This window comes from Parviterribacter multiflagellatus (genome assembly GCF_056863265.1).
Map to the genome: position 1 here is coordinate 1 of NZ_JBXPIZ010000007.1, position 22,109 is coordinate 22,109.

Here is a 22,109-nt window from a genome sequence, read left to right on the forward strand (position 1 = left end):
CGCTCAAGCGCAGAACGCACCGCAGCCCTTGACGGATGGCTCTGGCACTACAACCATCGCCGCCAACACAGCGCCCTCAGCCGGCAAACCCCGGCCCAGCGACTGAACAACCTGCTCGGGACTTACAGCTAGGGCGCCGGGGCCACGGCCGCGCCGCCCGCCTCGGCGCCACCGGCCCCGGCGTCTGGCGTCGGCTGCACGGGTGTGACGGGCGTCTCGGGCGCGGGGGTCGGCGTGGGCGTCTCGGGCGGAGCCTCGTCCGCGGCGTCCGGCGTCTCCTGCGCGTCCGGCGTCGCCGCCCCGCCGCCGCCCGTGTCGCCCTCGCCGGTCGTCCCGCCGGTGTCGTCGGCGGTCGGCGCGGGCGCCTCGAGCTGCGCGCCGCTGGGATCGCCCGGCGTCGTCGGGGTGCCCGGTGCCGGCGGCTCCTCGCCCTCCTTGTCCTCCTTGGGCGGGAGGCCCTTCTTCTCGCGCTCGTCGTTCGCGTACGCGTCCTGCACCTCGTCGTACGCGTTCATGAAGTCGCGCCAGATCTCGGCCGGGTACGTGCCGCCGGCCACCGGCTCGCCCTTGTACTCGGTCTCCATCGGCTTGAACTGGTTCGGGTAGCCGACCCACACCGCGACGGTCATCCGCTTCGTGAAGCCGACGAACCAGGCGTCGCCGTAGTTCTCGGTCGTGCCGGTCTTGCCGGCGGCGAACTCGTCGAGCCGCGCGCGCACCGCGGTGCCCTTGCCGATGACGGTGGAGAGGATCTCGTTGGTCTGCTTGGCGACGTCGGCGCGCAGGACGCGGTCGACCTTCTTCTTGTTCTTGTCGACCGTCTCGCAGTCGTCGTCGCCCTTCATCCGGCAGACCTCGCGGATCCCGACGGGGCCGCGTGGCGGCGACATCGAGCCGGTCACGAAGAGCCCGCCGGTCGCGAACGTCTGGTAGGCGTGGGCCATGTCGAGCGGCGTCACGCCCTCGCGCAGGCCGCCGAGCGTCATCGCGCAGTTGCGCGAGATCGGCGTCCGGATGCCCATCCGCTTGGCGGTGTTGGCGACCTTCCGCAGCCCGACCTTCAGGCCGACCTGCGCGTAGACCGCGTTGTCGGAGAACGTCGTCGCGCTCGCCAGCGTCGTCTGGCCCGCGTACGCGTCCTCGTAGTTGTTGACCGTGAAGTCGCAGCCGTACGCCTTGCTGCGGATCTCCTGCTTCTTGGAGCTCCACACCGACGATGGCGAGACGCCCTCGCGCAGCGCGGTCGCGAGGATGAACGGCTTGAAGGCCGAGCCCGGCTGGCGCTGACCCTGCGTGGCGAGGTTGAACGGCGCCTCGTCGTAGTTGCGCCCACCGACCATCGCGCGGACCTCGCCGGTGTCGTTGTCGACCGCGACCAGCGAGGCCTGCGGGCCGTCGGGGTTCGGCAGCCACTGGTTGACGATCCGCTCAGCCGCGCGCTGCAGGCGCAGGTCGATCGTCGTCTTGATCCGCAGGCCGCCGGTGAACGCGCGCCGCGCGCCGTAGCGGTCGACGACCTGCTGCTTGACCCAGGTCGTGAAGTAGGGGACCTTCGCGCGCTCGCGCGGCGGCTGGATCGTGTTCGCGCCGGGCAGCGCCTGCTGCACGCCGTCGCGGTACTCGCCGGGCGTGATGTAGCCCTGCTCCATCATGCGCTGCAGCACGAGGTTGCGCCGCTTCTCGGCCGACGCCGGGTGGCTGACCGGATCCCACCGGTAGGGCGACGAGATGATGCCCGCGATCAGCGCGGCCTCGACCGGCTTGAGCTCCTTCGCGCACGGCCGGCCCTTCTGGATGCCGCAGCCCTTGTGCTCGGGCGTGTTGCCGAAGTACGTCCGCGCGGCCGACTCGATCCCGTACGCGCCGTTGCCGAAGTAGATCGCGTTCAGGTACTCGGTGAGGATCTTCTCCTTCGACCACTTGCGGGAGAGGTGGAACGCCAGCGCCGCCTCGCGCAGCTTGTTGAAGACCGTCCGGTCCTCCTGCGCCTGCATCGCGATCTTCACGAACTGCTGCGGGATCGTCGAGGCGCCCTGGACGGCCTTGCGCTCGACCACGTCCTGGACCACGGCGCGGGCGATGCCGCGCGGGTCGACGCCGTCGTGCTCGTAGAAGCGCCGGTCCTCGATCGCGATCACCGCGTGCTTCATCGCCGGCGCGATGTCCTTCGACTCGACGAGGATGCGGTTCTCGTTGGAGGTGAGCACGCCGAGCTCGCGCCCGCGCACGTCGACGAGCACCGAGTTGCGCGCCTCGCGGAACTCCGCGCGGTTCTCCAGGCTCGGCAGGTCGGAGGCGACCGCCATCATCATCCCGAACACGGTGGAGACGCCCGCGAGGAGCGTCAGACCCATCAGCACCAGGATGAGGCGGAGCTTCTTGACCCGGGTCCGCGTGCTGGGGAACGGGTGGATGTCGGCGTCGTGGTCCGCCATGTGACCGACACAGCATTAGCATCCGGACCCCTTGGACTCAGCCGCCTTCCTCACAAGAAACGCCGTCGACGCCCTCCCTGCGGGGCAGCTCGAGAAGAAGCTGGCGCTCGATCGACCGCTCCGCGTCAAGCTCGGCGTCGACCCCACCAGCGCCGACATCCACCTGGGCCACGCGGTGGTCCTGACCAAGCTCCGCGAGTTCCAGGACCTGGGCCACAAGGTCGTCCTGATCATCGGCGACTACACCGCCCGGGTGGGCGATCCGTCGGGCCGCTCGAAGACCCGGCCCGTCGTGTCGGGAGAGCAGATCGACGAGAACGCCCGCACCTACCAGGAGCAGGCGATGTCGATCCTCCGCTCTGACCCGGAGCTGCTCGAGGTGCGCCGCAACTCCGAGTGGCTGGACATGCCCATGGAGGATCTGTTCAGGTTGGCGCGCGTCGCGACGGCCGCGCAGATCCTCGAGCGCGACGACTTCGCCAAGCGCTTTGCCGCGCGGGAGCCGATCTCGATCCTCGAGCTGCTGTACCCGCTGCTGCAGGGCTACGACTCGGTGGCGATCAAGGCCGACGTCGAGCTGGGGGGAACCGACCAGAAGTTCAACCTGCTGCTCGGTCGCGACGTCCAGCGCGCGTACGGGGTGGCGGAGCAGGCGATCCTGACGATGCCGCTCCTGGTCGGGACCGACGGCGTGGAGAAGATGTCGAAGTCGCTGGGCAACTACGTCGGGGTCACCGATGCGCCGGCGGACCAGTACGGCAAGACGCTGTCGATCCCCGACGACGCGATCGAGACGTGGGCCCGGCTGCTGGACTTCGAGGACGACCTCGCGGCGCTCGGCTCTGACGCGGGCCCGCGCGAGCGCAAGCGCGCCCTCGCGCGCGCGATCGTGCGCAGGTTCCACGGCGACGACGCCGCGCGTGCGGCCGAGGAGCACTTCGACACGGTCTTCGTCCGCAAGGACGTCCCGAAGGAGATCGAGGACTTCGTCGTGCCGCCCGACCTCGTGTCCGTGGAGGACCAGGTGCACGTGCCCGCGCTGGTCGCCGCCGCGTTCGGCGGCTCGCGCTCGGAAGCCCGCCGGCTCGTGCAGGGGGGAGGGGTCAAGCTCGACGGCACGGCCCTCGCGGAGATGGACGTCGCCGCCGGCCGGCTCGACGGTGTCGTGCTCCAGGCGGGCAAGCGGCGCTTCCGCCGCCTGCGTCGAGCCTGAGCTGCCGCGGGCGCGCCTCGTGCGCGCCCGCAGCGGGGCCTCCGAACCCGCATTCGCCCCGCGACGACCGCCTCCCGGTTCGATCTCGGACCAGATGTGGTCAGCCGAGGCTTACGTCGTGTGCGCCCGCGCACGCAACGGGCGGGTTCTACGGGGCGTTCGTGGCCCGGCGGTCCTGCCGCAATGGGCCCGATTCGCCCACCTGTCGAGTGGCAACGCGCCAACCGGAGCAGATTCGTCGCGCCGGATCGCCCGTGTTCACGGGGGTTTCACGACTTCTCAAGTCGGATGACAGGGTGTCGATCACCCTGAAGGCTTGTGAGCCCGGGAGGCCCCGCTATATTTCCCGCCGCAAGTGAGTGCCGGCCGACGCCGAGGGACACCGAAAGGGTCCTCAAGGCAGAGGCAGACAGCCTCATCGGTTCGGCGCTATACTGCCCAATCCGCTCTCGGGTCCGCCCGGGGCGCGCCAACAAGAAGGAATCCCCTTCTCAGGAGGCGCGGCGGTCTTTGAAAACTCAACAGCATGCGCACATCGCAGAAGTCTGGCCATCCGGCCGGACGGAACGATGTGCCCAGGTCCGACCTGCTCCATTGGGAGCAGGCTTAATTGAACCTCGTCAAGACGGAGGGTTGCCACTGTGTACGGCGCCCTCCATTGTCATGACAACCTCTTTGTGAAGTGGTTGGGCTTCGGCCCGGCCAACTCATGTAGTTCTTCACGGAGAGTTTGATCCTGGCTCAGGACGAACGCTGGCGGCGTGCTTAACACATGCAAGTGGAGCGACGAATCGGGCTTCGGCCCGAGGCAGAGCCGCGAACGGGTGAGTAACACGTGGGTCATCTGCCCCGTAGACAGGGACAACCCCGGGAAACCGGGGCTAATACCTGATGTGCCCCTTGGGGGAAAGGAAGCTTCGGCCTCCGCTACGGGATGAGCCCGCGGCGCATTAGCTTGTTGGTGGGGTAACGGCCTACCAAGGCGACGATGCGTAGCTGGTCTGAGAGGACGATCAGCCACACTGGGACTGAGACACGGCCCAGACTCCTACGGGAGGCAGCAGTGGGGAATCTTGCGCAATGCGCGAAAGCGTGACGCAGCAACGCCGCGTGAGGGAAGACGGCCTTCGGGTTGTAAACCTCTTTCAGTTGGGACGAAGCTTCACTGGTTAAGAGCTGGTTGGAGTGACGGTACCTTCAGAAGAAGCCCCGGCTAACTACGTGCCAGCAGCCGCGGTAATACGTAGGGGGCAAGCGTTGTCCGGAATCATTGGGCGTAAAGCGCGTGTAGGCGGCTTGGTAAGTCCGTTCTGAAAGCCTGGGGCTCAACCCCAGGAGGCGGATGGATACTGTCAAGCTCGAGTACGGAAGAGGCGAGTGGAATTCCCGGTGTAGCGGTGAAATGCGCAGATATCGGGAGGAACACCAATGGCGAAGGCAGCTCGCTGGGACGTTACTGACGCTGAGACGCGAAAGCGTGGGGAGCAAACAGGATTAGATACCCTGGTAGTCCACGCCGTAAACGATGGATACTAGGTGTGGGAGGTGTCGACTCCTCCCGTGCCGAAGCTAACGCATTAAGTATCCCGCCTGGGGAGTACGGCCGCAAGGCTAAAACTCAAAGGAATTGACGGGGGCCCGCACAAGCAGCGGAGCATGTGGTTTAATTGGACGCAACGCCAAGAACCTTACCTGGGCTTGACATGTTCCTGACCCCCCTGGAAACAGGGGTTCTCTTCGGAGCAGGATCACAGGTGGTGCATGGCTGTCGTCAGCTCGTGTCGTGAGATGTTGGGTTAAGTCCCGCAACGAGCGCAACCCTCGTCGTATGTTGCCAGCATTTAGTTGGGGACTCATGCGAGACTGCCGGTGACAAACCGGAGGAAGGCGGGGATGACGTCAAGTCATCATGCCCCTTATGTCCAGGGCTACACACGTGCTACATTGGCGCGTACAGAGGGCTGCGATACCGCGAGGTGGAGCGAATCCCTTAAAGCGCGTCTCGGTTCGGATTGGAGGCTGAAACTCGCCTCCATGAAGGTGGAGTTGCTAGTAATCGCGGATCAGCATTGCCGCGGTGAATACGTTCCCGGGCCTTGTACACACCGCCCGTCACACCACGGGAGTGAGCAACACCCGAAGCCGGTGGGCTAACCCTTTTGGGAGGCAGCCGTCGAAGGTGGGGCTCGTGACTGGGGTGAAGTCGTAACAAGGTAGCCGTAGCGGAAGCTGCGGCTGGATCACCTCCTTTCTAGGGAAGCTCCTCTTCGAGAGGAGCCGGTACGGAAACGCGTCGGTCGACGCTCGCGAGACTTCGTCTCTCGTGAGTGGGACGGCTGACCACGCCCGTATCGCCTGGAACGTCGACCGGACCTGGCCGGCCACCTCAAACCAAACGGAGCTCGAGTCCTCGCCAGCGGGGACGCGGGATCCGGGCCGGTCGCATGCTGTTGAGTTTTGAGAGACCGTCGTGTGAATCCCACGCGACAGCCTCCTCAGCGTTCTTTGAAAACTGCACAGTAGTCACGACACATCGCCGATCGATAAGCCGGCGGTGTGTTTTCCAACGACATCTCGCGATCGACGCTTTGGCGTCGTGAGCGAACGTGGAAATAGGCGATTTCACCGTCAAGATAGTAAGGGCACATGGTGGATGCCTAGGCACCTAGAGCTGATGAAGGGCGTGAACGGCTGCGATAAGCCGCGGGTAGGCGCTGAATAGCCTGTGATCCGTGGATTCCCGAATGGGGAAACCCAGCGCTGGTAATGCGGCGTTACTCCTCGCTGAACACATAGGCGAGGTAGAAGCAAGCGGGGGAAGTGAAACATCTCAGTACCCCGAGGAAAGTAAATCAACCGAGACTCCCTGAGTAGTGGCGAGCGAAAAGGGATCAGCCCAAACCGAGCATGTGTAAGCGGCCACGCGTTGCATGTTCGGTGTTGTAGGGCGTCTGATCCGGGCTGTGGCTGGCCCGGCAGGAGTTACCAAGCTGCGCTGTTAGCGGAAGCGTGTGGAACCACGCACCATAGAGGGCAATCGTCCCGTACGCGAAAACGGCAGCCTCCTGCAGGCGTTCCTGAGTAGGACCGCACACGTGAAACGCGGTCTGAATCTGGGGGGACCACCCTCCAAGGCTAAGTACTCCTAGGTGACCGATAGCGGACTAGTACCGTGAGGGAAAGGTGAAAAGTACCCCGGAAGGGGAGTGAAATAGTACCTGAAACCGTGTGCCTACAAGCGGTCGGAGCATCTTCGGATGTGACGGCGTGCTTTTTGCATAACGAGCCAGCGAGTTAGTCGTATGCGGCAAGGTTAAGCGATGAGCGGAGCCGAAGCGAAAGCGAGTCCGAACAGGGCGATTCAGTCGTATGCGCTAGACCCGAAACTGAGCGAGCTACCCATGGGCAGGTTGAAGCGGGGGTAAGACCTCGTGGAGGACCGAACCGACCTAGGTTGAAAACTGGGCGGATGACCTGTGGGTCGGAGTGAAAGGCTAATCAAGCTCAGTGATATCTGGTTCTCTCCGAAATATATTTAGGTATAGCGTCTGGTCAATTGCGTGACGGCCGTAGAGCACTGTTTGGACTAGGGGGCCCACCAGCTTACCGAATTCAGGCAAACTCCGAAGACCGTTACGTGTACCCAGGCAGTCAGTTGCTGGGGGATAAACTTCAGCGTCAAGAGGGAAACAGCCCAGACCGCCAGCTAAGGTCCCTAAGTAATAGCTAAGTGGAAAACGATGTCCGAATGCACAGACAACCAGGAGGTTGGCTTAGAGGCAGCCACCCTTGAAAGAGTGCGTAACAGCTCACTGGTCAAGTGTTCGGGCGCGGAAAATTCAACGGGGCTCAAGCTATTCACCGAAGCTGCGGGTGTGCACTTTGTGCACGCGGTAGGAGAGCGTTCCGATGACCAGTGAAGCGGCGGGGGAACCCAGCCGTGGAGGCTTCGGAAGTGAGAATGCTGGCATGAGTAACGAAAGAGGAGTGAGAATCTCCTCCGCCGATTACCTAAGGATTCCTGAGTAAAGTTCGTCTGCTCAGGGTTAGTCGGGACCTAAGGCGAGGCCGAAAGGCGTAGTCGATGGCCAACAGGTTGATATTCCTGTACCACGTTGTTTCCGTTGACCCGAGGGGGGACGAGGAAGGCTACGAGAACCCAGGCGATGGTTGTCCTGGGGTAAGCATGTAGGGGTGGCTCCGTAAATGCGGAGCTGCATAACCTGAGGTGCGATGCCAGCTGGCCATAGGCCGGCGAGTCTCTGACGCCATGCCTCCTAGAAAAGCCTCGCGGCGAGGAGCAGCGTGCCCGTACCAAAACCGACACAGGTGGGTAAGTAGAGAATACTAAGGCGAGCGAGCTAACCATCGTTAAGGAACTCGGCAAAATTGTCCCGTAACTTCGGGAGAAGGGACGCCCTAGTAGGTTGAAGCGCTTGCGCGTGGAGGCCGAGGGGGCCGCAGTGAATAGGTCCAAGCGACTGTTTACCAAAAACACAGGTCTCTGCTAAGTCGAAAGACGACGTATAGGGGCTGACGCCTGCCCGGTGCCGGAAGGTTACGTGGAGGTGTTAGGGGCAACTCGAAGCACCGAAGCTAAGCCCCGGTAAACGGCGGCCGTAACTATAACGGTCCTAAGGTAGCGAAATTCCTTGTCGGGTAAGTTCCGACCTGCACGAATGGCGTAACGACTTGGACGCTGTCTCAACGATGGGCTCGGTGAAATTGCAGTCTCGGTGAAGATGCCGAGTACCCGCGGCTAGACGGAAAGACCCCGTGAACCTTTACTACAACTTGGTATTGGGGTTCGATGCACCTCGTTCAGGATAGGTGGGAGGCTGTGAAGCACCGGCTGCGGCTGGTGTGGAGCCAACCTTGAGATACCACCCTTGGTGTATTGGACTTCTAACACCGCTCCGTGAATCCGGGCGGTGAACAGTGCCAGGCGGGTAGTTTGACTGGGGCGGTCGCCTCCTAAAATGTAACGGAGGCGCGCAAAGGTTCCCTCAGTACGGTTGGAAATCGTACGTAGAGTGTAAAGGCAGCAAGGGAGCTTGACTGCGAGACTGACAGGTCGAGCAGGTACGAAAGTAGGCCTTAGTGATCCGGCGGTTGCAAGTGGAAGTGCCGTCGCTCAACGGATAAAAGGTACTCCGGGGATAACAGGCTTATCGGGCCCAAGAGTCCACATCGACGGCCCGGTTTGGCACCTCGATGTCGGCTCGTCGCATCCTGGGGCTGAAGTAGGTCCCAAGGGTTGGGCTGTTCGCCCATTAAAGCGGTACGCGAGCTGGGTTCAGAACGTCGTGAGACAGTTCGGTCCCTATCTGCCGTGGGCGTTGGAGAATTGAGAGGATTTGCCCCTAGTACGAGAGGACCGGGGTGAACAGACCTCTGGTGTATCTGTTGTCCTGCCAAGGGCACCGCAGGTTAGCTACGTCCGGATCGGATAACCGCTGAAGGCATCTAAGCGGGAAGCCGGCCTCAAGATGAATTCTCCCATCTCTTCGAGAGAGTAAGACCCCTGGTAGACCACCAGGTTGATAGGCCGGATCTGGAAGGGCGGTAACGTCCGAAGGAGACCGGTACTAATGGGTCGAGGGCTTGACGGTTTTTTACCTCGTCTTCGTGACTACGCGTGCAGTTTTCAAAGGGCACTGAGTAGGTGTGCTCTCAAGGTTTCCGGTGGTAATGGCGTGAGGGAAACACCTCTTCCCATTCCGAACAGAGCAGTTAAGCCTCACAGCGCCGATGGTACTTGGCTCGCAAGGGCCCGGGAGAGTAGGACGCCGCCGGTTTAATGTCAGAAGGGCCCGCCTCGTGCGGGCCCTTCGTCGTTCTGCGCCCGGGAGCGTCGCCGCCACGGGCCGTCGCGCCGTCTCGCGTCCGGCCGGCGCGTTGTCGAGCGCGTCATGATGGGGTGATGGCAGGTTCTCCGACCACTGCACCGTTCACTTCCTCGCTCGCCGAGGAGCTCGCTCCCGGCGTCGTCGAGCGTCTGATCCGCTACGCCCGTATCGACACGCAGGCCGTCCGTGACCGGACGCAGTGCCCGAGCTCACCGGGCCAGCTCGAGCTGCAGCGGCTGCTCGAGGCGGAGCTGCGGGAGATCGGGCTGGAGGACGTCACGCTCGACGAGAACGGGTACCTCTTCGCGACCCTGCCGGCGAACGTGGAAGATGCGCCCGTCGTCGGGCTTCTCGCGCACGTCGACGTGTCGCCCGACGCGCCGGCGGCCGGGATCGAACCGCTCGTGCACCGCGGCTACGACGGCGGCGCGATCACCCTGCCCAAGGGTGGGACGGTGCTCGACCCGGCGGTGATGCCAGAGCTGATCAGCGCGGTGGGGCACGATCTCGTCACGTCCAGCGGCGACACGCTCCTCGGCGCCGACGACAAGGCGGGCGTGGCGGAGATCGTCAGCGCGGTCGCCTACCTCGCCGCGCACCCCGAGCTCCCGCGCCCGACGATCCGCGTCGGGTTCCTGCCCGACGAGGAGATCGGTGAGGGGGCGACGTTGTTCGACATCGAGCGGTTCGGCGCGCGGTGCGCGTACACGTTCGACGGCTCCGAGCTCGGCGAGCTGCAGGACGAGACGTTCACCGGGTGGGAGGTCACCATCACCGTGCGCGGGGTTGAGGTGCATCCCGGCTGGGCGAAGGGGCGCATGGTGAACGCCACGCGCCTGGCGGGCCGCATCCTCGCCGAGCTGCCGCCGGCGTTGTCGCCGGAGCAGACCGAGGGGCGGCAGGGCTTCGTGCACCCGACCGACGTCACCGGCACGGCGACCGAGGTCGTGATCAAGGCGATCGTGCGCGACTTCGAGGAGGACCTCATCCAGCAGCACATCGCGGTGGTGCGCGAGGTCGCCGAGCGCGTCGCGGCGAGCGAGCCGCGCGCGACGGTCGAGGTCACCGCGCGTCAGCAGTACCCGAACATGCGCGACCACCTCAAGCCGTTCCCCGAGGTGATCGAGCACGCCGACGCGGCGCTGCGCCGCGAAGGGCTGACGCCGGTGCGCACGCCCATCCGCGGCGGCACCGACGGCTCGCAGCTCAGCGCGAAGGGGCTCCCGACCCCCAACGTCTTCACCGGCGGCCACGAGTACCACTCGGTGCGCGAGTGGGCCTCCGTGCAGGAGATGGCGGCGGCGTCTGCGGTCGCGGTGCGGCTCGCCGGCGTGTGGGCGGAGGCCGCCGGCAGGTAGACGCGACCGCGCCGGCGCGTGGTGCGTGCCCCGGGTTCTGGGGGCGCGCGCCCGCGGGCGCACGCGAACGTCAGTGGTGGTCGTGCTCGTGGTCGCCGGTCGTGTAGACCTGCCACGCGAGCGGCGCGAGGAGGAGCACGACCGCCGCGACGATCAGCGGCGGCGAGCCGGCCGCGAAGACGGCGATCCCCAGGAGCACGAGCACCGGGACGTACCAGAGGACCCAGCCGATGCCGGTGTCGAAGTCGACGCGGAGCTTCGCGCGCTCCGGCGGGTCCTTCACCGCGCCGCAGCCCTCGCACAGCGCCCCGAGCGTGCGCGTGCTCGCGCCGCACTCGCCGCAGCGGGTGAGCCGCTCGTCGATCGGCACCGCGTGCACGTGGCCGTGGGACACGCGATGAGGGTACCCGTCCCGCGCCGCGTCATGACACCTCGCAGGGAGGCGCCGGACTCGCGCACTGGCGTGACGGCGGACGCGGTGGTGGTGGCGCGGGGGAGACGGCGGTGGCGGCGGCGCGCGGTGGCGTGGTGCGCGCTCGGCGGCCCGGCGCCGCGTCGCTTTCGCGACCCGGCGCCGCGCCGTCGGGCGCGCGCGGGTGGTGCGGCCGCGGACCACACGCCGCGGCGTCGGGGCGGCGGGGGGTGGCGCGGACGGCCGGGTGGTCAGACCGCGCGGGTGCGGCGGCGCGGGGGCGCCGGGGTCTCGCGAACGGGCGAGATGCAGATCTGGGGGCGTGACATGGCCGCACCGGGCCGCCGCGACCGGGGCAACGGTCGCAGCGGCTGCCGGTGGGCATGCACGGCGTCGACGGCCGCGCGCGAGAGGCGCACGGGAGCGGGGCGGCCGGGCAAGGCCTCCTCGCGCGCACGCTCCGGACCGCTCGCGTCCGCCGGGGGCACGGCGTCCTCGAGCAGCATGAAGGCGACGGTCAGGTCGACGGCGTGCCGGACCTTGTCGCGCCACGAACGAGCAGGACGCGGGCGACCGGTCGGCTTCCCAGCATCCGGCGCCGGCATCGCGGCGACGGAACGCTCAGTGCGCGGGCCGCCTCCCATCCGCGAAGGCGCCGGGCTGGATGTGGGGTAGGGGGAGAACATGTGTTCGGGAGAGTGACGGATGGGTCGGACAGAACACATGTTCTGCACGAGAACTTGCAGCTCCGCCGCGAAGACGCCGCAAACACGGGGTGTTTCGTCACGCGGTTGGCGCGGTGACGGCGGCGCCCGGCCCCGCCGGCGGCTGCACGGGACGGGTCCGGGGGACCTCGTAGCCTCCCCGAGCGCACATGGTCCACCTCCGCGTGATCGCCCCGCACGACCAGGCCCAGGCCGCGCTCGAGCTGCTCCAGGCGAGCGACGCCGCGTGTCACCTGGTCCACCTGGAAGGCGTCGCCCACAACCCGCGCGGGGACATGCTCCTCGTCGACGTCCCGCGCGAGCAGGCGAGCGTCATCGTCAGCGACCTCAAGCAGCTGGGCATTCAGGAGACCGGCTCGATCTCGATCGAGCCGATCGAGGTGCAGCTGTCGCGGCTGGCCGAGGAGGCCGAGCGGCGCGCGCCGGGCGCGCCCGCGGACGCGGTCGTCTGGGAGGAGGTCGAGGCCCGCACGAGCGACCAGACGCGCCTCTCCGGCGTCTTCCTCACCTTCATGGTGCTCGCCGCGATCATCGCCTCGATCGGCATCTACCTCGATCAGGCGATCCTCATCGTCGGCGCGATGGTCGTCGGCCCGGAGTTCGGCCCGATCGCCGCGTTCTGCGTCGCCGTGGTCGAGCTGCGCGGCCGGCTCGCGCTGCAGTCGCTCGGGGCGCTCGCGCTCGGCTTCCCGCTCGCGATCACCTCCGTCTACCTCGCGAGCCTGCTCTTCCGCGCGACCGGCCTCACCCCCGACACGTTCACGTCGCAGGACCACGGCCTGTCCGAGTCGATCTCCAACCCGGACTGGTTCGCGTTCATCGTCGCGTTCTGCGCCGGCGTCGCCGGGATGCTGAGCCTCAGCACCGCGAAGTCGGGCGCGCTGATCGGCGTCCTGATCAGCGTCACGACGATCCCCGCAGCGGCGAACGTCGCGATCGCGTTCACCTACGAGGAGTGGGCCGACTGGCGCGGCTCGATGTTCCAGCTCCTCCTCAACGTCGGCGGCATCCTGGCCGCCGGCACGCTGACGCTGTGGGTGCAGCGACTGCTCTACCGCTCGCGCCGGATCGCGCACCTCAAGGCGCGGCGGGCGGCGCGAGCGGGAAGGAGAGCGCGACCGAGCTAGCGGGCGGAGCCCAGCGAGGACCAGACCTCGCGCTTGGTGCGCACGCGGCGGATGACGTCGTCGGTGAACTCCGTCGTGCCGGCGTGGCCGCCGAGGTCGGGGGTGCGGACACCGTCCGCGGTGGCCTCCAGGACGCTCTCGTAGATCGCGCGCGAGGCGGAGTCGGCGCCCTCGGCGCCGCGGATCGCCGCGTACTGCAGGACGGCGCCGCAGGCGAGGATCATCGCCATCGGGTTCGCCACGTCCTTGCCCTGGAGCGCGGGCGCGGTGCCGTGCGGCGCCTCGGCCATCGCGACGTCGACGTCGTAGTCCTCGTCGAACGCCAGGAGCACGGACTCGGCGCCCGCGATCGAGCCGAACATCGGCATGACGAGGTCGGAGAGGCAGTCGCCGTCGCGGTTCAGCGCCGGGATCACCAGCGGCATGTCGGCGACGCCGGAGATCAGGCCCGCGTAGGTCGCGTCGATCAGCGTCGGCTGGTACTGGACCTCGGGATGGCGCTCGGCGGCGGCGTCGAGCTCCTCCTTCAGCATCCCCTCGTAGACGGGGGAGACGGTCCACTTCGGCCCGCCGTAGACCTTGGCCTTCATCTGCGCGGCCGTGCGGAACGCGTACTCGGCGGTCGCGTGGCAGACCGACCGGGAGATGCGCTCGGTGCGCAGGGCGATCTCGTCGCCCGTGGACTCCTCGACCTCCCGCCACTGCTTGGCGCCGTAGGCGTCGCCCACGGCCATGCGCACGACCGAGATCGGGTAGCCGACGCCGCCCAGCGGAGGCACGACGCCCGGGATGCGGCGCCCGGTGCGGATGATGACCTTGCCGTCGATGCCCTCGCGCAGCAGGCGGTTGGGCGAGCCGACGTCGTCCTTGCCCTCCGGCGTCACGGTGGCGGCCTTGATGCCGAGGCCGGAGCGGCACATCGCCTGGGCGGCCTCCTCGACGACGCCGTTGCTCGTGGAGCGGCGGTTCTCGAGGGAGAGGTCGAAGCGTTCGAGGTTCAGGGGCAGCCCGACCACGTCGCTGTCGAGGACGCGCAGCGCCTGCTCGAGCAGCTCCTGGCCGGTCTCGTCCCCTTCGAGCACGGTGATCGTGACGGGGTCGGGCATGGTCATCGAATCTACCCCGTCCACCTGCGGAGGTACCTTTCCGGCGCATGAGCGAGGCCTGCAGCTGGTGCGGGGTGGACGTCGACGCGACGGAGGGCTTCCGCGCCGCGGAGCCCGCGGGCGACCGGGTCGCGGTCTTCTGCCGCCTGGAGCACGTCGTCCCGTGGGCGATCCAGGGCCCGCACTGGGACGCCGGGAAGTACCCGGGGCTCGACAAGGACAACGGCCACGGGCTCGGCCGCTGCGCGCACTGCACGGCGGCCCTCGACGAGACGTACGTCCTGCTCGTGCGCCACCGCGGCGACCACCGCATCGCCGACGCCTTCTGCAACAGCGACCACCTGCTGGAGTGGGCGAAGGCGGGCGGGAGGTGGCGCGGCGTCGCTTAGGCGGCGGCCTCGGTGCCGTTGAGCTCCAGCTCGTCGGCCTTCGCCTCGATGGCGGCGATGACCGTGCGCAGGTGCTCGTCGAAGTCCACCCCGAGCGCCTCGGCGTTCGCCGCGATCTCCTCGCGCGACACCGCGGCCGCGAAGGCCGGCGTCTTGAGCTTCTTCTTCACCGACTTGGGGGTGAGGCCGTGCACGCCGGTGGGGCGGATCGCGGCGACCGCGACGACGAAGCCCGACAGCTCGTCGACGGCAGCGAGCGTCTTCTCCATGTCGGAGTCGCGCGACACACCGAGGTAGTCGGCGTGCGAGGCGATGGCCCGGACGAGCGCCGGGTCGGCGTCCATCTCGGTCAGCACGCGCATCGCCGTGCGCGGGTGCCCGGCCTCGGCGTCGTCCATGTCCGGGTGCTTCTCGTAGTCCATGTCGTGCAGCAGACCGGTGACCTCCCACAGCTCGGCCTCGTCCGGCGCCAGCCCGCGCTGCTGCGCGTACGCCGCCATGGACGCCGACACCGACAGGCAGTGACGACGCAGCGAGGCCGACTCGACCCACTCACACAGGAGGTCCCAAGCCTCCGCACGCGAAACCCGACGCGACATGCTCGGTACCCTAGCCGCGCCCTCGCTCATGGAGAAATTCGTCATCGACGGCGGCGTGCCGCTCTCCGGCACCGTCGTGCCCGCCGGAAACAAGAACGGCGCGCTCCCGATCCTCGCCGCTTCGGTGCTCACCGACGAGGAAGTGGTGCTGCGCAACGTCCCCCGCATCAGGGACGTCCAGACCATGCTCGACATCCTCGAGCAGCTCGGCGTGTCCGTGGAGTGGAGGGGGCCGAACGAGGTCGCCCTCTGCGCCAAGGACATGGATCGCGAGAGCGGTGAGGTCGACAAGGACCTCGCCGAGCAGATCCGCGCCTCCTTCCTCCTCGCTGGCCCGCTGCTCGCGCGCACTGGCCGCGCCATCATGCCGCCTCCCGGTGGCGACGTCATCGGACGCCGCCGGTTGGACCCGCACCTCGACGCGCTCCGCGCGCTGGGTGCGCAGCACGAGCTCAACGGCACCATCAAGCTGACCGCCCCGAACGGCCTCAAGGCCGGCGAGGTGTTCATGGACGAGCCCTCGGTCATGGCGACCGAGAACGCGCTCCTGGCCGCCGCGCTCACGCCCGGCACCACGGTCATGGGGAACGTGGCCTGCGAGCCGCACGTCCAGGACCTCGCCCGCATGCTCACCAAGATGGGCGCGCGGATCGACGGCATCGGCTCGAACGTGCTCACCGTCCACGGCGTCGCCGAGCTCGGCGGCTGCACGCACGACATCAGCCCCGACCACATCGAGATCGGCTCCTTCATGGCGCTGGCGGGTGTGACCGGCGGCGAGCTGCGCATCAAGGACACGATCCCCGGCGACCTGCGGATGATCCGCCTGGTCTTCGAGCGGCTCGGCCTGCGGTCGGAGCTCGACGGCAACGACGTGATCGTCCCGGGCGACCAGACGCTGGTCGTGTCCCGTGACCTCGGCGAGTACAAGTCGAAGGTCCAGGACGGCCCGTGGCCCGCGTTCCCCGCCGACCTGACGTCGATCGCGGTCGCCCTGGCGACGCAGTGCGCCGGCTCGATCCTCATCCACGAGTGGATGTTCGAGAACCGCCTGATCTTCACCGACAAGCTCGTCGTGATGGGCGCGGACGTCGTCATGTGCGACCCGCACCGCGCGATCATCACGGGCCCGTCGCGGCTGCGGCCGATCTCGGCGACGTCGCCGGACATCCGCGCCGGCATGGCGATGCTGATCGCCGCGCTGGCCGCCGACGGCCGGTCGGAGATCATGAACATCTGGATGATCGACCGCGGCTACGAGCGGATCGACGAGCGCCTCCGGGACCTGGGTGCCCGCATCGAGCGGGTGTCGGCCGAGTGACGATCCTTCCCACGCCGTCCGGCACGCGCGACGTCCTGCCGGACGAGGCGCGGGAGCTGAACGCGATCACCAACGCCATCCGGGGCGTCTTCGAGGCGCACGGGTACGGCGAGGTGCGCACGCCGGCGCTGGAGTACGAGGACGTGCTCCAGCAGTCCGGCCTGGCGCAGGATCGCGGCGCGTACCGGATGTTCGACGAGCGCGGCCAGGTGCTGACGCTCCGCTGGGACATGACGGTGCCGATCGCCCGCGTCGTCGCGACGCGGTACCCGACGGCCGAGCCGCCGCTGCGGTTCTGCTACTTCGCCCACGCCTACCGCGACGTCCGGCACGGCCGCGCGCAGCCGCGCGAGTTCCTCCAGGCGGGGATCGAGCTGGTCGGCTCGCCCGCGCCGGACGGCACCGCGGAGGCGCTGACGGTGCTGTGCCGCGCGCTCGACGCGGCCGGGCTGCGCGACTACCGCATCGGCCTGGGCGACGCGGCGCTGTACCCGGCGCTGATGGACCAGGCCGGCGTGCCGGAGGCCGCGCGCGACACGCTCATGGGCGAGCTGGTCACGCGCGATCACGTGGGGCTGGAGAACGCGGTCGCCGAGCTCGCCCTGGGCGCTGAGGCGGCCGAGACGCTCGTGCGCGTGCCGCAGCTGCGCGGCGGCGTCGAGGTGCTCGACGACGCGCGCCTGGGCGGCAGCGGCGAGCTGCTGCGCCGCCTGCACGACCTGCTCGAGCCGGACGTGCAGCGGCGCGTGATCTTCGACCTCGGGCTCGTGCGCCAGCTCGGCTACTACACGGGCGCCGTCTTCGAGATCTACGACCCCGCGCTCGGCACGCCGATCGGGCGCGGCGGGCGCTACGACGACCTGCTCGGCCGGTTCGGCCGCCCGCTGCCCGCGGTGGGCTTCGCGCTCGGCATCGAGCGGCTGCACGAGGCGGTCACCGGCGAGGAGCGTGCGCGATGAGCCCGCTCCAGGGCCTGCGGATCGCGGTGCCGCGCGGGGCGCTCATGAAGGGGACGCTCGACGCGCTCGACGGCCTCGGCGTCGACACCTCCGAGGTGCGCGACAACGACCGCAAGCTGCTGTTCGAGGACGTCGGCATCATCACGATGCGGCCGTCCGACGTCCCGACGTACGTCGAGGCCGGCGCCGCGGACATCGGGATCACCGGCAAGGACGTCCTGATGGAGCAGTCCGAGCGCGACGTCTACGAGCTGCTCGACCTCGGCTTCGGCGAGTGCCGGATGGTGCTCGCGAGCGAGGCCGGCGAGGACAAGGGCGCCGAGGCGCTGCGCCGGCTCGGCGTCATGCGCGTGGCGACCAAGTACGTGAAGATCGCCGCCGACTACTTCGAGCGGACCGGCCGCCAGGTGGAGATCATCGAGGTCAAGGGGTCGGTCGAGCTCGCGCCGCTGACGGGGCTATCCGACACGATCGTCGACCTCACCGCGACCGGCACCACGCTGCGCGAGAACGGGCTGATCGTGCGCGAGGAGATCGCCGTCGCGACCGCGCGGCTGATCGCCAACCCGGTCTCGCACAAGCTCAAGGCGGCGGCGATCGACGACGTGGTGGAGCGCCTGCGTGCGCGTTGAGCGGTTCGCGCTGGCGGGCGAGCGCTCGCCGGAGAGCGCGGTCGCGCGCATCCGGGCCCTCGTGCCCGCGGGCCGCGACGTGCGCGCCGGCGTCGAGGAGATCGTCGAGGCCGTCCGCGCCGGCGGCGACGCCGAGCTGCAGGTCCACGCCGAGCGCTTCGACGGCGTCAAGGAGGGCACGCCCGTGCGCGTCCCGACGCAGGAGCTCGACGCCGCCGCCGCGTCCCTGCGCAGCGACCTGCGCTACGGCCTCGAGCTGGCGATGGTGAACATCGCGGCGGTGGCCGGCGCGTCGCTGGGCGACGAGAGCGAGATCCGCCTCAACCAGGGCCAGCGCGTGCTCGTGCGCGAGCTGCCGGTCGAGCGCGCCGCGATCTACGCCCCCGGTGGCCGCAACCCGTACCCGAGCACCGTCCTGATGGGGGTCGTGACCGCGCGCGTCGCGGGCGTCGACGACATCGCCGTCCTGTCGCCCGACGCGCACCCCGTCGTGCTCGCCGCGTGCGCGCTGTGCGGGGTCGACGAGGTCTACCGCGTCGGCGGCGCGCACGGGATCGCGGCGCTCGCCTACGGCACCGAGTCGATCCGGCGCGCGGACGTCATCGCGGGGCCGGGCGGGCTGTACGTGCAGGAGGCCAAGCGGCTCGTGTCCGGGGACGTCGGGATCGACGGGTTCCTCGGGCCGAGCGACGTGTTCGTCGTCGCGGCGCAGGACGCCGACCCGGCGCTCGTGGTCGCCGACCTGCTGGCCCAGGCCGAGCACGGCGCGGGCACGATCGTCGGCCTGGCGACGCCGTCGGAGGCGCTGCTCGACGCGGCCGCCGCCGCGCTCGACGCGCTCGACAGCGAGGCCGTCGGCGGGCTCGTCTCCGTCGCCTCGGTGGAGGAGGGGCTCGCGATCTCCGAGGCGTTCGCACCCGAGCACCTGCAGCTGATGGGCCGCGAGGCCGAGGCGCTGGCGCCGGCGGTCCGCCGTGCGGGCGCGGTGTTCGTCGGCGGCGGGACCGCGTTCGGCGACTACGTCGCGGGTTCGAACCACTCGCTGCCCACCGGCGGGAGCGCCCGGTTCGGCTCCGCGCTGTCGGTCCGCCACTTCCGCCGCCGCATGGCCGAGGTCCACATCGGGGCGGCCGCGGCGGCCAAGCTGGCCAAGGCCGGCGCGCCGCTCGCGCGGGCCGAGGGCTTCGAGCACCACGCGCGCTCGATGGAGGCTCGCCAGAATGGGGGCCAGCCATGACGCGTACCGCCGAGATCGCCCGCGCCACCAAGGAGACCGACATCAAGCTCGCGCTGACCCTGGACGGGTCGGGCGCGGGGAGCCGGGTGACCGGCGTCGGCTTCTTCGACCACATGCTCGACGCGCTCGCGCGGCACGGGCGGCTGGACCTGGACGCGCACGTCACAGGCGACCTGGAGACGGGCGCCCACCACACCGTCGAGGACACCGGGATCGTGCTCGGGCAGGCGCTCGACCGCGCGCTGGGCGACCGCGCCGGCATCGTCCGCTACGGCCACGCCGTGGTGCCGATGGACGAGGCGCGCGCGTCGTGCGCGATCGACGTCTCGGGCCGCCCGTTCCTCGTGTGGGACGGGTCGCTGCTGCCGCGCGGCGGCGTCGTCGGGACGTTCGACATCGACCTCGCCGAGGAGTTCTTCCGCGCGGTGTCGTCGGCCGCCAGGCTCACGCTCCACCTGCAGATCGAGGCGGGCACGAACGCGCACCACATGATCGAGGCGGCGTTCAAGGCGTTCGCGCGGGCGCTGCGGCAGGCGGTCTCGATCGACCCGACCGAGAGCGGCGTGCCGTCGACCAAGGGCGTGCTGTGACCGACGCCGCGACGATCGGCATCGTCGACTACGGGATGGGCAACCGCCGCTCGGTCGAGAAGGCGCTGCAGAAGGTGGGCGCGCGCCCGGTGCTGACGGCCGATCCGGACACGCTCCGCGCGGCCGACGGGCTCGTCGTCCCCGGCGTCGGCGCGTTCCCCGAGGCGATGCGGCGGCTCAGCGCGGCCGGGCTCGACGAGCTCGTGCGCGAGCGCGCCGGCGCGGGCGTGCCGGTGATCGGCCTGTGCCTCGGGATGCAGCTGCTCTTCGAGTCGTCGACCGAGCACGAGGGCGCGCGCGGCCTGGGCCTGCTGCCCGGCACGGTCGACAAGCTCGACGCGCCGGGCCTGAAGATCCCGCACATCGGGTGGAACACGATCTCGTGGAAGCGGTCGTCGCCGCTCACCGAGGGGCTGCCCGAGGGCGCCGCGTTCTACCACGTGCACTCGCTCGCGCCCGTCCTGGCGCCGGCCGACGCCGACGTCGCGCTCGGCCTCGGCGAGTACGGCTCGCCCTTCATCTCCTTCGTCGAGCGCGGCCGGGTCTTCGGGGCGCAGTGCCACCCCGAGAAGTCCTCGACCTACGGCCTGCGCCTGCTCGGCAACTTCGTCCGTGTGTGCAGTGGAGTGACCGCCCAGTGATCCTGTATCCCGCCGTCGACATCCGTGGGGGCAAGGCCGTGCGCCTGGCCCAGGGGAACTTCGACCAGCAGACCACCTACCAGGACGACCCGTTCGAGGCCGCGAAGGCCTGGGTCGAGGCCGGCGCGCGGTTCCTGCACGTCGTCGACCTCGACGGCGCGAAGACGGGCAAGCCGGCGAACCTCCACCACGTGGAGCGCATCGCGGGCGAGCTGGGCGTGCCCGTGCAGGTCGGGGGCGGCCTGCGCTCGCTTCCTGCCGTGCGCGACGCGCTGCGCGCCGGCGCCGCGCGGGTGATCCTCGGCACGGCCGCGTTCACCGACGTGGACTTCCTCGACGAGACCGTCGCCGCGTACGGCGAGCGGGTCGTCGTGTCGGTCGACGCGCGCGACGGGTTCGTGACCACCGCGGGGTGGACGCAGACGACGCAGATGCCGGCCGCGGACGTGATCGAGCGGCTGCGGGCGCGCGGCGTCAAGCAGTTCGTCTACTCCAACGTGGAGCGGGACGGGATGCTCGGCGGCGTCGACCTCGACGAGGTCAAGCGCATCGCGGAGGTCATCCGCGGGCGGTTCATCTACTCGGGCGGCGTGGGCTCGCTCGAGGACCTCGCGGGCATCCGCGACCTGCGCCAGGTCAACCTCGCGGGCGTGATCGTCGGGACGGCGCTGTTCGAGGGCCGCTTCACGATCGCCGACGGGCAGGCCGTGCTCGACGGCAAGCTCGACCCCGTGGCGTAGATGCACCTCAAGCGCGTCATCCCGTGCCTCGACGTCGACGCGGGCCGCGTCGTCAAGGGCACGAACTTCGTCGACATCCGCGACGCTGGCGACCCGGTCGAGCTGGCCGAGCGCTACGACCGCGAGGGCGCCGACGAGCTGATCTTCCTCGACATCACCGCGACGTCGGACAAGCGCGAGACGATGGTGGAGCTCGCGCGGCGCACGGCGGACAACGTCTTCGTGCCGTTCACGATCGGCGGCGGCATCCGCTCCGTGCGCGACGCGCAGGGCGTCCTGGACGCGGGCGCGGACAAGGTGTCGGTGAACAGCGCGGCCGTCGCGCGGCCGGAGCTGATCGACGAGATGGCCGACGTCTTCGGCGTCCAGTGCGTGGTGCTGGCGATCGACGCCAAGCGCGTCGGGGACTCCTGGGAGGTCTTCGTCGCCGGCGGCCGCAAGGGCACCGGCATCGACGCGGTCCAGTGGGCGCGCGAGGCGACCGAGCGCGGCGCGGGGGAGATCATGCTCACCTCGATGGACCGCGACGGCACGAACGCCGGCTACGACCTCGAGCTGACGCGCGCGGTGGCGGGGGCGACGAACGTCCCGATCATCGCGTCCGGCGGCGCGGGGACGCTCGACGACCTGGCCGACGCGCTGGAGGCCGGCGCGGACGCGGCGCTCGTCGCGTCGCTCTTCCACTTCGGCAAGTACACGGTCGGCGAGGCAAAGGCGCACCTGCGCGAGCGCGGCCAGCCGGTCCGCGAAGCACCGGTTTGACGGAGCGAAGGGGC

General features: G+C 68.9%; 17 protein-coding genes and 3 rRNA genes. 16 read left to right on the forward strand and 4 right to left on the reverse strand.

The genetic code is table 11. The annotated features are described in order from the left end of the window. On the forward strand, nucleotides 1–132 hold a 132-nt coding region (locus AC1UE5_RS15500; RefSeq protein WP_482925746.1), incomplete at its 5' end, for an integrase core domain-containing protein. Here AC1UE5_RS15500 and AC1UE5_RS15505 read toward each other — a convergent pair. Next, nucleotides 129–2,435: a transglycosylase domain-containing protein gene (locus AC1UE5_RS15505; RefSeq protein ID WP_482925064.1), complete on the reverse strand. Its 2,307-nt coding sequence runs from the start codon at nucleotides 2,433–2,435 to the stop codon at nucleotides 129–131. The genes AC1UE5_RS15500 and AC1UE5_RS15505 overlap by 4 nt on opposite strands. Before the next feature lie 31 nt (nucleotides 2,436–2,466). Between AC1UE5_RS15505 and tyrS the strand changes: the two genes are divergently transcribed. The 5 genes from tyrS (at nucleotide 2,467) to pepT (ending at nucleotide 10,855) form a co-directional block, all read left to right on the forward strand. Next, on the forward strand, nucleotides 2,467–3,648 hold the full coding sequence (gene tyrS / locus AC1UE5_RS15510; RefSeq protein ID WP_482925066.1) for a tyrosine--tRNA ligase: 1,182 nt from the start codon (nucleotides 2,467–2,469) through the stop codon (nucleotides 3,646–3,648). A gap of 718 nt (nucleotides 3,649–4,366) precedes the next feature. Next, a 16S ribosomal RNA gene (locus AC1UE5_RS15515) occupies nucleotides 4,367–5,899 on the forward strand. Nucleotides 5,900–6,274: 375 nt separating this feature from the next. Further along, nucleotides 6,275–9,260, forward strand: a 23S ribosomal RNA gene (locus tag AC1UE5_RS15520). Nucleotides 9,261–9,329: 69 nt separating this feature from the next. After that, nucleotides 9,330–9,446: ribosomal RNA gene (gene rrf, locus AC1UE5_RS15525) — 5S ribosomal RNA — on the forward strand. The 16S, 23S and 5S rRNA genes sit together here, the layout of an rRNA operon. 125 nt (nucleotides 9,447–9,571) lie before the next feature. Beyond that, nucleotides 9,572–10,855 (forward strand): peptidase T, encoded by a 1,284-nt coding sequence (gene pepT / locus AC1UE5_RS15530; RefSeq protein WP_482925068.1) that lies wholly within the window; start codon nucleotides 9,572–9,574, stop codon nucleotides 10,853–10,855. 70 nt (nucleotides 10,856–10,925) lie between these two features. Here the strand turns inward: pepT and AC1UE5_RS15535 are convergent, their stop codons facing one another. Continuing rightward, nucleotides 10,926–11,249: a hypothetical protein gene (locus tag AC1UE5_RS15535; protein ID WP_482925070.1), complete on the reverse strand. Its 324-nt coding sequence runs from the start codon at nucleotides 11,247–11,249 to the stop codon at nucleotides 10,926–10,928. Nucleotides 11,250–12,141: 892 nt separating this feature from the next. Here AC1UE5_RS15535 and AC1UE5_RS15540 point away from each other — a divergent pair. After that, nucleotides 12,142–13,119 carry a DUF389 domain-containing protein gene (locus AC1UE5_RS15540; protein ID WP_482925072.1) on the forward strand — a complete coding sequence of 326 codons (978 nt, stop codon included), beginning with the start codon at nucleotides 12,142–12,144 and terminating at the stop codon, nucleotides 13,117–13,119. Here the strand turns inward: AC1UE5_RS15540 and AC1UE5_RS15545 are convergent. Further along, nucleotides 13,116–14,225, reverse strand: a complete 1,110-nt coding sequence (locus AC1UE5_RS15545) for an isocitrate/isopropylmalate family dehydrogenase (protein WP_482925074.1) — start codon at nucleotides 14,223–14,225, stop codon at nucleotides 13,116–13,118. The two genes, AC1UE5_RS15540 and AC1UE5_RS15545, sit on opposite strands and share 4 nt — an antisense overlap. A gap of 47 nt (nucleotides 14,226–14,272) precedes the next feature. On the opposite strand from AC1UE5_RS15545, the gene AC1UE5_RS15550 reads away from it, so the two are divergent. Next, nucleotides 14,273–14,614 carry a hypothetical protein gene (locus AC1UE5_RS15550; protein ID WP_482925076.1) on the forward strand — a complete coding sequence of 114 codons (342 nt, stop codon included), beginning with the start codon at nucleotides 14,273–14,275 and terminating at the stop codon, nucleotides 14,612–14,614. Here the strand turns inward: AC1UE5_RS15550 and AC1UE5_RS15555 are convergent. Further along, a complete protein-coding gene (locus tag AC1UE5_RS15555; RefSeq protein ID WP_482925079.1) occupies nucleotides 14,611–15,258 on the reverse strand; it encodes an HDIG domain-containing metalloprotein in 648 nt (215 codons plus the stop codon). The genes AC1UE5_RS15550 and AC1UE5_RS15555 overlap by 4 nt on opposite strands. Between AC1UE5_RS15555 and murA the strand changes: the two genes are divergently transcribed. The 8 genes from murA to hisF are packed head-to-tail and all read left to right on the forward strand — an operon-like array spanning nucleotide 15,242 to nucleotide 22,095. Continuing rightward, nucleotides 15,242–16,534 carry a UDP-N-acetylglucosamine 1-carboxyvinyltransferase gene (murA, locus tag AC1UE5_RS15560; protein ID WP_482925081.1) on the forward strand — a complete coding sequence of 431 codons (1,293 nt, stop codon included), beginning with the start codon at nucleotides 15,242–15,244 and terminating at the stop codon, nucleotides 16,532–16,534. The genes AC1UE5_RS15555 and murA overlap by 17 nt on opposite strands. Further along, nucleotides 16,531–17,493: an ATP phosphoribosyltransferase regulatory subunit gene (gene hisZ / locus AC1UE5_RS15565; protein ID WP_482925083.1), complete on the forward strand. Its 963-nt coding sequence runs from the start codon at nucleotides 16,531–16,533 to the stop codon at nucleotides 17,491–17,493. Before murA ends, hisZ begins: the two co-directional genes overlap by 4 nt. After that, nucleotides 17,490–18,125 carry an ATP phosphoribosyltransferase gene (gene hisG, locus AC1UE5_RS15570; RefSeq protein ID WP_482925085.1) on the forward strand — a complete coding sequence of 212 codons (636 nt, stop codon included), beginning with the start codon at nucleotides 17,490–17,492 and terminating at the stop codon, nucleotides 18,123–18,125. Before hisZ ends, hisG begins: the two co-directional genes overlap by 4 nt. Next, complete coding sequence (gene hisD, locus AC1UE5_RS15575; protein ID WP_482925087.1) at nucleotides 18,115–19,362, forward strand: histidinol dehydrogenase; 1,248 nt, start codon at nucleotides 18,115–18,117, stop codon at nucleotides 19,360–19,362. Before hisG ends, hisD begins: the two co-directional genes overlap by 11 nt. Next, nucleotides 19,359–19,952: an imidazoleglycerol-phosphate dehydratase HisB gene (gene hisB / locus AC1UE5_RS15580; protein ID WP_482925089.1), complete on the forward strand. Its 594-nt coding sequence runs from the start codon at nucleotides 19,359–19,361 to the stop codon at nucleotides 19,950–19,952. The genes hisD and hisB overlap by 4 nt, the downstream gene beginning before the upstream one ends. After that, the gene (hisH, locus tag AC1UE5_RS15585; RefSeq protein WP_482925091.1) at nucleotides 19,949–20,593 is read left to right on the forward strand and encodes an imidazole glycerol phosphate synthase subunit HisH; all 645 of its coding nucleotides are present in this window, start codon (nucleotides 19,949–19,951) and stop codon (nucleotides 20,591–20,593) included. Before hisB ends, hisH begins: the two co-directional genes overlap by 4 nt. Then, nucleotides 20,590–21,333 carry a 1-(5-phosphoribosyl)-5-[(5-phosphoribosylamino)methylideneamino]imidazole-4-carboxamide isomerase gene (gene hisA, locus AC1UE5_RS15590; protein WP_482925093.1) on the forward strand — a complete coding sequence of 248 codons (744 nt, stop codon included), beginning with the start codon at nucleotides 20,590–20,592 and terminating at the stop codon, nucleotides 21,331–21,333. The genes hisH and hisA overlap by 4 nt, the downstream gene beginning before the upstream one ends. Next, nucleotides 21,334–22,095, forward strand: coding sequence for an imidazole glycerol phosphate synthase subunit HisF (gene hisF / locus AC1UE5_RS15595; protein WP_482925095.1), 762 nt, complete (start codon nucleotides 21,334–21,336; stop codon nucleotides 22,093–22,095). It begins immediately after the preceding gene. Nucleotides 22,096–22,109: the final 14 nt, after the last annotated feature.